The following is an 8,030-nucleotide window of genomic DNA, read 5'->3' as shown; positions in this document are numbered from 1 at the left end:
GGGTGGTTGTCAGCTCCCTCTCAATGCGGTCGAGTGCTCTCACCGGGTTAACAACCCTATGGGGTTGAACCTCGGTATTGAGCACCGGCATTGAACGCTCGCGAAGGTCAGATTGCGCAGAGCGAAATCTGAAGGGGTGGTGCCGGTGAGTGCGTCATACCCGTGAACCTGGGCGTTGGTTTTCTACACAATCGCTTTCGAGATTGTCCCTGGCGGTCTCGAAAACTCATGTGCATAAATGGTGAGTTGGGAGGTTGTTAGCTCACTCTCAATGCCGTTGAGTGCGCTCACCGGGTTAACAACCCTATGGGGTTGAACCTCGGTGCTCGGCACCGGCATTGAATATTCACAAAAGTCAGATCACAAATTTGCCCATTAACTGTTATCTTCTATTCGCTGACCTCTTCGCGTTGCCCTTCGGGCTCGCTAGAGGGGGTAGACGGTTTGGATTTACGCGCGCTTGGCTTGCGCTTTTTCGCGCTACCCATCAGCGAAACGAGCTTATCAAAGTCAAGTCCTTTCTCGACGATCTGCTGTTTAATTTGTTCAAGCTCTTGCTGCTCTTGCGCCTCGATCTCCGCTTGGCGCTGCGCTTCTTTTTGTCGCTCTTCTTGGTACTCAAGAAGGTTGGTCACGATTTTATCAAGCTGCTCAAGTGACGCGCCTTTGAGCTTGGTGCTCAACGTTCTTTGAGAGCTTAACGCTTTGATGATGTCTTGCATGGTGTGCCCTTTTCAATGTTAGTGGTGGTGCGCGGTTGCTCTAAGAGTGAGCGACATGGCGCATTTCGTGTTTATCAAAAGAAAACTTGGGGATCATTTGGCCGTCACTGACTTCAATAATTTCGGTGACTTTTCGGCCATAGTCGGCGTGTCTTGAGGCGTGCACAAAGACATCGACGTTACCCGCGATTTGGTGATGCGCCAGCTCATAATTAATTTGACCTTGAGAGGCGATAAGGTATTGAAGACGCGCAAGCGCGTCTTTGCCACTGTTGGCGTGTACCGTCGTGGCGCACCCACTATGGCCGGTGTTGATGGCTTGGATAAAGGCATCGGCGGCGCTCGCTTTGCGAATCTCGCCGACCCAAATCCGATCTGGTCGCATCCGCAACGCCGCTTCGATGAGATTTTTCATCTCTATCGAAGAGTGCTTGCGTTTGGGTGCCTCCATCGAGATCAGGTAAGGGAGCCAGTCTAGGTACAGCTCTTGGGTATCTTCACAGGTAATGATGCGCTCCGTCTTAGGAATGAAGGTCGCTAGTACCCGCAATAGGGTGGTTTTGCCGCTGCCGGTGTTGCCAGAAACGATGATGTTTTTGCCGTCTTCGATCACCTTAATTAAGTAATCCAACATGCTTTGTGACAGCGCGCCAAACTCAACCAGTTGCTGCGGGGTGATGTGATTTTTGGGCGCAATCCGCATCGTCATCGTCGCCCCTTGCGGGGTGACTTGAGGGAGGGTGCAACACACCCGAGAGCAATCAGGAAAGCGCGCATCGAGGATCGCATTGTCATCGTCGAGCGTTTGATTCAGTGCAACCGCGATCTGTTTTACCAGGCTGCGAAAGTTTTCTTCAGAGCCAAAGGTGAGTGATGTTTTCTCAATTTCTCCGTTACGCTCTATTGAAATGGAGTCGTATCGGTCAACAAAGATTTCAGTCACGTTGGGTGTGGTATAGAGTTCTTTAATGGGCTGGAAATGATCGACAACCCAATCCCATTCATACTGCTTATCGATTGGCACAGCGCCAAAGAGGGTGTCTTTTGTACCTGTCATAGTGTGTCCAAGTTCAAGGTGTGCGTTGGGCCTTATGCACACGCGCTTTCGAGACCTCCAGGGACAATCTCGAAAGCAATTGTGTATAAGCTAGGGTGTGACTTAGAAGAAATGCGTTTCACCGAACAGTTGGCCGTTTCGATATACTTCGGTGTAACGATAGGTGCGCGTGCAATGCTTAGGGGAGCGATAGCCATCACCGGTGTGGCAACGTGTTCCTTTGACGTAGTGACTTGGCACCGTCTTCCAAGTTTGGCAGTGCTGGGTATCACCAAAGGTATGCCAACGCTCGCAAACTCGGTGGCTGGCTATGTGCGCGGCGATGCCGGTCCGACTGGTAAAGTTATCGGCACCAAGCGGCGCACCATCGGGGCCGGTCTTAATTGCGAATTGATCTTGTGGCGCGCTGACCAGGCAAGATGAAAACGAGGGCAGGGGTGATTTTCCCCGTCTTACGCGCTTTTTAAACGCTTTCTTTGGGCCCGAACAGCCTCCAATAAAACCCGTCGGTAGGCACATCCAAATACCACATTCATCGTCAGAAGCGGCTTGGCTTTGGGGTGAGTAGGTTGTGAACATGGTAGCGAGACAGAGCAACGCCACCATCACCCAAGGTCGGGGATAGCGTATCGTCATAGTGTGTCCTTTAAGGAAAGAGGGAAGTTAGCGGGGCTGATACTCCGCCATGATCCGAGTGATGTAAGTGCGAGTTTCAGGGAACGGGGGGATGCCATCGTATCGTTTTACGTTGCCTTCCCCGGCGTTGTAAGCGGCTAACGCCAGTTCGACATCATTAAAGCGGCGTAATAGCCTGGCAAAGAGGGCGGTGCCCGCTTGAATGTTTTCGGTTGGGTCAAAAGGGTCGATGTTGGCCGCTTGGCTGTTGGCGTCCATGAGTTGCATCAATCCTTTGGCCCCCTTTGGACTTACGGCATAGGGGTTAAAGTTACTCTCATGGCGGATGATGGCAACCAGAAGCGGTTTTGGCACACCATACACGGCGCTGTAGTAACTGATTTCTTCGCAATATCGAGGGCATGACTTAGAGGCGGGACTGGTGCGCTGATAACTTGATTTCCACGCGCTTTGATAGTCCCGCCCACCGTTTTGTATGCCCGAGGCGAGTCCCCCATGACTGAGTAAGATCATCAGCCATAGAAGTCGATGCATAGGGTTACCTAATCGGTGAAAGTTGCGGGGTTGGGTTGAGTGTTAGGGTGACCTGATACCAGTTGTTGATTTGCGCATTTTTCAGCGTGTCCGCTCGCTTGATGTACTTAGCGAAAAGGATCGTTAATGTGCTCAATGGGACGTGATACCAGCTTACTTTGTTCCAGTCTGGGTCAGGGTCGTACTCCCCAACAATTCGGTTGAACGTTTTCCGTTCGCGCAGCTCTCCATCATTTTTGCCAAACAGTGGCGACGATAAGGTGACGGTCTCAACGCCTTGTTGACCGAGCTTTTCAAGTATGACCGGCAACTCTCTGTAGGCCGCTTTGGTAAACTTTTGCTCAGGCTTTGCTAAGTGAATTTGCACGTGTCCTGGCTCAAATAAGCCGGGTAGAACGACTAACTCAGCATTGTGGTGTAACGATAAACGAAACACAGAGCTGACGTACTGGGTGAACAGCAAAAGCCCGATAAGCGATGAGAGCGGCGGCGAGCAGCCTAGCCGATGACTCACCAATCCCATTAGCAGCGCCGTGACGACCCCAAGGGTGAGTTGCTGCGTTTTGTATGGTTTTCCTAGACGGTGAACGCGGCCAAATATCCATTTTACGATAACGAAAGTAGTGATGACGAAAGCGAGCAGAGTGATATTTGATGTAAGCATGGTCATTCCTTTACCAGTTAGTGACTTGGTTCCCCATGTTAGCGGCTTGGTCAGCCTCTAAGGCGTCTTTCAGTCCTTTTGGCATCGCAATACCAAAACGCTTTAACACCGCCTCAAAGGGGACGAAGGTTGTCGGATGAGGATTGTCTTCATACAGGTTGGAGTACATCGGTTCGTCTTGAGCGTCAGATTCGATCACCAAAAAGAAACCTTGTAAGCGACGATCCCAACCGCACAACACCTCAAATTGTTGGTGCTTGAAAATGTGCTGTGACATTGTCACCTCGACTACTGGCGTGAGCGACGTAAGGCTGCGGCACAAAGCAGCAGTAGTGACCATAATCCCAATGAGCCCCCTTCATCGTCATCACCCGAGCTTTTGCTTGTATTGATGTTAATCACGTCGTTATCGGTGATCCAAAGCTTGCCTGAACCGCCTTCACTTTCGACCACATAGGTACAGGTTTGGTAAGGTTTCACCGTACCCATCATGCACGTGCTCTCTTCGGGTATGAGCGTTAAGTCTCCTTCCACATAGGCATAATCGATTGCGCCGTTGTAGTGCAGTGATTGAATCGTGATGGCCTTCTTTCCTTTGACGGTAGCAAGGGTTGGGTAGTGCCAACCGTTGATGGTTTCTAAAATAAACTCATTGGCATGGTGCAAACTGGTTGCGTAGGTTTCATATTCATATTCACCCGTATCAGGATCAACATTGATATTGCCGCCTTTCATTACGGCAACAATTGTTCCTGCTTCAGTTACCCAAGCGCTACCTGAATCACCAGGTGCCCCCCATGATTCGTTTACTCGTTCGGCGTAAACCACAAAGGATTTACTCCAGTGAAGGGAGTCTAAAGTAAATTGCGCTTGATTGAGAGCGTCATACGTTCCGCCAAACCCATTCATGACCACGTTAAGCCCTGGCTCAAAAATAGGGCGCGTTAAGTCTGCTAGCGGCTGATACTGTTGGTAGGAGAGAGAACTATTTAGCTTAATCAACGCAACATCTTCGCCCGTAAAGCCACTACCTTCGTAATAATTTGGGTGGTCATGTTTTTGAATGGGCGTGAAAGGATAGCTTTGGCCTTTGGCTGTTTCAACGGTATCGCTATTGGTGCAGTGTGCTGCGGTAAGTACAAAACGACCCGCCAGAAGGGTGCCGGTGCACAATGTTGTACTGTTTCCGCTCGAGCTGGTAAAGCGCGCGACATTGTCATGCGCTGACCACGATAGCGGGGTGCCATTTTCGACCGCAAAGCTGGAAGAGGCGACCAAACTGAATAATAAAGCGAGAGAGTGTGTTTTTTTCATGCAACATATCCTTGTTGAACTGAATTATTTTGTTAGCCAATTTTCAACGTATAACCCTGGTATGTGTTGATAGTGTTCAGGGCGACTGGTGATAAGTATCAATCCTTCTGCTCTAGCATGAGCGGCAATATGACAATCGTTAATACTCAAAGGTAATGAGTGAGTGAGGGTGTGCGCTCTTATTTCCCCGTAGTGCCATGTAGCTTGAGAGGGGTAATCCAATATATCCAATCGAGAGGAGAAGCTTTCAATTTGGCGACGGTTTTTATCTGGCTCGGCAGAGATATTAGCGCTGCTGAGCAGGTCTGCCAGCACGATATTGCTGATAGTCAGGTGGGCCGCGTTATTATTGAAATGGTTTAGCATTTCGACAGGACGATGTTTGACGACATGATGACAAATGTATGAGTCGAGCATATAACGCTTCATGATGGCTCACCATTAAAGTCTTCGCTTACCACTTCCTTATCATAAAAAAAACTGTTCCAGCTAGAGTCGATGGGCGACAAAATTAATTCACTCCCCACTTGTCTGATGGTTACTTTTTTTATGCCACCTTCAAAACGGTATTCGGAAGGGATCCGGGCACATTGGGTTTGATTGCTAAGAAACAGTGATGAGAGTTTCATAATGGCCTCAAAAGAAAGTGTATATACAGATAGTATATACACTTTGTGGCTGATTAGCAATCAATTTGAGTGTTATTTGCACTCATATTGGTAATATCTATCACTACTATTAATAGGGTCGTTATGGATATACCCTAATAAACCCACTATGCACGCTTCGTTAAGGGTAGATGGCCCACTATAATTATATGAGTTATTTTTTCTTAGCATTATTCTACTATTCATGGCAGTACTGGTATTTGTTGTCGAACCAGTTAAATACCAAATCCCCATGTTGTTACTCCCTGAAGAGCTACTCCAGTTTGGTGGCAGTCCCTCCGTATGGGTAGGAACGCGAGCAGCATCTAAGGTGTCTTGGTAGACTTGAGCCGATGCAACAGCGTCCTCATAGGTCACTTTTGCCAGCACACTGGTACTGGCAATCAATAAGGGCAGTAATACCCATTGTTTTTTCATCATGGTTCTCCTTTAGTTACATTGAATAAGGGCAACGATTTCACCCGTGTGGATATTTTGCGTTGTGCCTGTGCTATCCACTGCGCCGATATCAAGCCCAAATTGCCAACGGTTAGAGTTTTCGAACTTGATATAAGGTTTGGTGTGTCCTGTCAGGGTAAAACCCGTGGGCGCGGTCACAGAGCCAATGGTGAGGGAGGGCTCAGGGGTTAGGCCAGATGGACAGCTTGGTTTGTCCAAATATTGGTTGTGCGTCAGAGAGACAACATAAGTTAGCCCTTGGCTGACCAAGGTTTGGGTGTTGTCTGAGTTGCGAATGGTGAGGTCTCGCGCGTTGGTGATGGCGTGAGTGCCCCCAACGTCCCAATCCCCTGTGAGGGTCGAGTCATCCCCACTGCGTTTAACCAATGCCTGGTAAGCAAAGGCTTTATCCGGTCTATCGACTCGAACAGTGAGTGTATTGGTCACATCGTTGTAATTCACATTGGGCAGTTGAGCGAGCAAGCTCAGTGTCGCACTGCGCTCTCGACTGACCAAAGGATCGGTTTTCGATGGCAACGCAATGTCAATTTCCGCTCGGTAGTACTGGGGATTACTGGCCGAGGGCACCGGCACACGGCGATAGCTGCTGGTTGGAATCGAACCCCAAGGGGTTTGATCCACTTTTCGACAAAACCCCGCGGCGTTATCCGTGTCAGAGCAAGACGGGTAGTAATTCCCTTCCAGATCACTTAACCGGCTTGGAAAAATACCCGACCCATTCACCGGCCACCCGTCAAGATAACGGTCGGTGGCGTAGGCATGGATTTGCTGGCGAAGAAAGACAATGTGGTTATAGAACGATTCGGTGTTGTTGAGGATGTGCTGCTGAGTGCGATATTGGGTGTAATACATGGTGCCAATCGAGATGACGGTCAATGTGAGCATCATCCCGGCAATCATGGCCCCTCGTTGTTTGAATCTACCTTTCAAATGCCCTCCCTATCCGATGCATCCGGTATTGCGATCAAGGTGTTGCCAATCCGGTAGGTGAAAATCCAGCGGATAGACAAAGATCATGGTGTCATTGCGATTATCATGCGGCCTAAGCCAGCGATTCACCCCATGAGGTGTCGAGGGGAAAGTGACGGTGACCTCTATCCCGCTGGGTTTAGTGTTAGTCACGCTGCTCTGAAAGTACGCCACCGAAAAGGTGGCGTTGTGTTCGTCGGTATTCATGCCTAAATTCGCCATGCTTAGATCGTTGTGTGCCAGGCATCGACTGGTCAGCACAGACTCGCCATAAAAGGCGTGGCTTTGGGCCACAATCTCATGCACATACGCCTTGATATGACGTGCGTCGAGATAGTCGCGAGCTAAGTGGGAAAGTAGGGGGATGAAGGAAACGAGAAGGATCAGAGTTACAGTGACGTATAAAGCCATTTCCGCAGATAACGCACCACGGTGCGCTTTCATTAGTACACCAACGTGATTGAGTTACCCGTGGTGGTCAGCGTGGCGCAGCCGGTGGCCTCAACGCAGCGGTCGCGCGTCGCCGGTGCAACGGCGTTCGCCAATTGTGGGATACGGTCAACATCGGTTGGGATCGTTGCGATCACATCGACAATTGACGGGTTACCCGAGTTCGGGGTGATACTCCAGTTGCCACCAAACGGGTTAGTCGCCACGCCATCATCATTTGGCCCACAGATACTTTTGCTCAAATTCGCTTCAGTACACAATTTCGGAAGCGTCACGTTGGAGAAATTGGGCTGGAACTTCTTCCAAGCGTGCGCCTCGCTTTGAATCGCATCGGCTTGCCAGGCAAAACGGATCTCATTGATTTTGTACATGATGCCCGGTGCATTGGATGCAATAAAAATCAATCCCACAATGAGGACACTCACCGTAAGTAAAATCTCGGCGCTCATTGCCCCGCGCTGTTTGTTGCGCCAAAATTGTTGTTCAGTTTGGCTCTTTTCCATTTCGAGTGTGTCCACTTCGGTATCTACCATGTTTTCAGTTTTCATATTTTTTCC

General features: G+C 49.6%; 13 protein-coding genes. All 13 read right to left on the bottom strand.

Annotated elements, in window-relative coordinates; all coding sequences use genetic code 11:
- Positions 1-389 precede the first annotated feature (389 nt).
- Positions 390-722 carry an H-NS family histone-like protein gene (locus tag ACSTTG_RS23025; protein ID WP_438476500.1) on the bottom strand — a complete coding sequence of 111 codons (333 nt, stop codon included), beginning with the start codon at positions 720-722 and terminating at the stop codon, positions 390-392.
- Between the two features lie 40 nt (positions 723-762).
- Positions 763-1,779, bottom strand: a complete 1,017-nt coding sequence (locus ACSTTG_RS23020; protein WP_438476498.1) for a TadA family conjugal transfer-associated ATPase — start codon at positions 1,777-1,779, stop codon at positions 763-765.
- A 102-nt stretch (positions 1,780-1,881) separates the two neighbouring features.
- Positions 1,882-2,415, bottom strand: coding sequence for a hypothetical protein (locus ACSTTG_RS23015; protein ID WP_438476496.1), 534 nt, complete (start codon positions 2,413-2,415; stop codon positions 1,882-1,884).
- 27 nt (positions 2,416-2,442) lie between these two features.
- Positions 2,443-2,949, bottom strand: coding sequence for a lytic transglycosylase domain-containing protein (locus tag ACSTTG_RS23010; RefSeq protein ID WP_438461099.1), 507 nt, complete (start codon positions 2,947-2,949; stop codon positions 2,443-2,445).
- 4 nt (positions 2,950-2,953) lie between these two features.
- A complete protein-coding gene (locus tag ACSTTG_RS23005) occupies positions 2,954-3,613 on the bottom strand; it encodes a hypothetical protein (protein ID WP_438461100.1) in 660 nt (219 codons plus the stop codon).
- A gap of 10 nt (positions 3,614-3,623) precedes the next feature.
- Positions 3,624-3,890 carry a hypothetical protein gene (locus ACSTTG_RS23000; RefSeq protein ID WP_438461101.1) on the bottom strand — a complete coding sequence of 89 codons (267 nt, stop codon included), beginning with the start codon at positions 3,888-3,890 and terminating at the stop codon, positions 3,624-3,626.
- Positions 3,891-3,901: 11 nt separating this feature from the next.
- Positions 3,902-4,927, bottom strand: a complete 1,026-nt coding sequence (locus tag ACSTTG_RS22995) for a trypsin-like serine protease (RefSeq protein ID WP_438461102.1) — start codon at positions 4,925-4,927, stop codon at positions 3,902-3,904.
- Positions 4,928-4,951: 24 nt separating this feature from the next.
- Complete coding sequence (locus ACSTTG_RS22990; protein ID WP_438461103.1) at positions 4,952-5,356, bottom strand: PIN domain-containing protein; 405 nt, start codon at positions 5,354-5,356, stop codon at positions 4,952-4,954.
- Positions 5,353-5,556, bottom strand: a complete 204-nt coding sequence (vapB, locus tag ACSTTG_RS22985) for a type II toxin-antitoxin system VapB family antitoxin (protein ID WP_438461104.1) — start codon at positions 5,554-5,556, stop codon at positions 5,353-5,355. The genes ACSTTG_RS22990 and vapB overlap by 4 nt, the downstream gene beginning before the upstream one ends.
- Positions 5,557-5,628: 72 nt before the next feature.
- On the bottom strand, positions 5,629-6,015 hold the full coding sequence (locus ACSTTG_RS22980) for a hypothetical protein (RefSeq protein WP_438476494.1): 387 nt from the start codon (positions 6,013-6,015) through the stop codon (positions 5,629-5,631).
- Between the two features lie 9 nt (positions 6,016-6,024).
- Positions 6,025-6,984 (bottom strand): type II secretion system protein, encoded by a 960-nt coding sequence (locus ACSTTG_RS22975; RefSeq protein WP_438461106.1) that lies wholly within the window; start codon positions 6,982-6,984, stop codon positions 6,025-6,027.
- A 9-nt stretch (positions 6,985-6,993) separates the two neighbouring features.
- Positions 6,994-7,467, bottom strand: coding sequence for a hypothetical protein (locus ACSTTG_RS22970; RefSeq protein ID WP_438461107.1), 474 nt, complete (start codon positions 7,465-7,467; stop codon positions 6,994-6,996).
- A complete protein-coding gene (locus tag ACSTTG_RS22965) occupies positions 7,467-8,021 on the bottom strand; it encodes a hypothetical protein (protein ID WP_438461108.1) in 555 nt (184 codons plus the stop codon). Before ACSTTG_RS22965 ends, ACSTTG_RS22970 begins: the two co-directional genes overlap by 1 nt.
- Between the last annotated feature and the right edge of the window lie 9 nt (positions 8,022-8,030).

The organism is Vibrio glycogenivorans, from assembly GCF_051660965.1.
Classification (GTDB): domain Bacteria; phylum Pseudomonadota; class Gammaproteobacteria; order Enterobacterales; family Vibrionaceae; genus Vibrio.
Note: the sequence above shows the minus strand (reverse complement) of the source record. Positions and strands in the feature narration are given on the sequence as shown.

What these genes read in the sequence shown, in the direction of transcription:
- ACSTTG_RS23025 (WP_438476500.1), bottom strand. Translation starts at nt 722, where the DNA reads ATGCAAGACATCATCAAAGCGTTAAGCTCTCAAAGAACGTTGAGCACC.
- ACSTTG_RS23020 (WP_438476498.1), bottom strand. Translation starts at nt 1,779, where the DNA reads ATGACAGGTACAAAAGACACCCTCTTTGGCGCTGTGCCAATCGATAAG.
- ACSTTG_RS23015 (WP_438476496.1), bottom strand. Translation starts at nt 2,415, where the DNA reads ATGACGATACGCTATCCCCGACCTTGGGTGATGGTGGCGTTGCTCTGT.
- ACSTTG_RS23010 (WP_438461099.1), bottom strand. Translation starts at nt 2,949, where the DNA reads ATGCATCGACTTCTATGGCTGATGATCTTACTCAGTCATGGGGGACTC.
- ACSTTG_RS23005 (WP_438461100.1), bottom strand. Translation starts at nt 3,613, where the DNA reads ATGCTTACATCAAATATCACTCTGCTCGCTTTCGTCATCACTACTTTC.
- ACSTTG_RS23000 (WP_438461101.1), bottom strand. Translation starts at nt 3,890, where the DNA reads ATGTCACAGCACATTTTCAAGCACCAACAATTTGAGGTGTTGTGCGGT.
- ACSTTG_RS22995 (WP_438461102.1), bottom strand. Translation starts at nt 4,927, where the DNA reads ATGAAAAAAACACACTCTCTCGCTTTATTATTCAGTTTGGTCGCCTCT.
- ACSTTG_RS22990 (WP_438461103.1), bottom strand. Translation starts at nt 5,356, where the DNA reads ATGAAGCGTTATATGCTCGACTCATACATTTGTCATCATGTCGTCAAA.
- vapB (WP_438461104.1), bottom strand. Translation starts at nt 5,556, where the DNA reads ATGAAACTCTCATCACTGTTTCTTAGCAATCAAACCCAATGTGCCCGG.
- ACSTTG_RS22980 (WP_438476494.1), bottom strand. Translation starts at nt 6,015, where the DNA reads ATGATGAAAAAACAATGGGTATTACTGCCCTTATTGATTGCCAGTACC.
- ACSTTG_RS22970 (WP_438461107.1), bottom strand. Translation starts at nt 7,467, where the DNA reads ATGAAAGCGCACCGTGGTGCGTTATCTGCGGAAATGGCTTTATACGTC.
- ACSTTG_RS22965 (WP_438461108.1), bottom strand. Translation starts at nt 8,021, where the DNA reads ATGAAAACTGAAAACATGGTAGATACCGAAGTGGACACACTCGAAATG.